This window comes from Oleiphilus sp. HI0067 (assembly GCF_001635735.1).
Genome location: NZ_LWFI01001189.1, coordinates 1 through 956, shown reverse-complemented (window position 1 = coordinate 956; position 956 = coordinate 1). Strand labels below are relative to the sequence as shown.

Annotated in this window: 1 protein-coding gene; it reads left to right on the top strand. The window is 45.9% G+C overall.

The features are described from left to right. Positions 1–956 (top strand): adenylate/guanylate cyclase domain-containing protein (locus A3739_RS17720; protein ID WP_068502263.1); only part of this gene is annotated, 956 nt, incomplete at both ends.

Genomic DNA, 956 nt, shown 5'->3' with positions numbered 1-956 from the left:
TTAACTTCAATATAAATGAGCCGGTATTGGTGACTCTTGTGGCTGGTATTGGGGCAGGTGTCTATGTTGCTGTTACCGCATATTACACACACCAACAAGCGAAGGCCTTGGTAAAAGCGAAGTCACAGATTCAGCATCAACGAGAACAGTCGATCTCACTATCGCATAAGCTTGCGAAGTATCTTTCACCACAAGTATGGCAATCTATCTTTACCGGTGAACGTGACGTTCGTCTTGAAACACAACGTAAGAAATTAACGATCTTCTTCTCAGACATTAAGGGCTTTACCGAACTTGCTGAGGAAATGGAGCCAGAGAGCCTCACTGAGCTTCTGAATAACTACTTTAATGAGATGTCTCAAATCGCATTAAAGTATGGCGGCACTATTGATAAGTTTGTCGGCGATTCGATCATGATCTTCTTTGGCGACCCGACAAGCCGCGGACCAAAAGAAGATACGCTTGCCTGTGTAGCCATGGCGATCGAGATGCGTAAGCACATGAAGATTCTCCGCCAAAAATGGCAAAGCCAAGGGATCAAAACACCTCTACAAATTCGTATCGGCATCAGTACTGGATACAGCACGGTAGGTAACTTCGGCGCCGAGAATCGCATGGATTATACGATCATCGGAAAAGAGGTAAATCTTGCGTCTCGTCTTGAGAGCTTAGCGGAGCCTGGAGAAATACTGATCTCTTACGAGACCTTCTCGTTAGTCAAAGATAAGGTAATGTGTAGAGATAAAGGCGAGATCACTGTAAAAGGATTCTCTCGCCCTGTGCCAATTTATCAGATCGTCGATTTCCGCAGAGATATTGGCGCTGGCCAGAGTTTTATCGAACATGAAACAGGCGGCTTTGCGCTGTACTTAGACACCGAAAAAGTCACAACTGAAGAGAAAGACTTAGTTGTTCGGGCCCTTGAGCGCGCCGCGGAAAAACTCAAGGACCGCGAT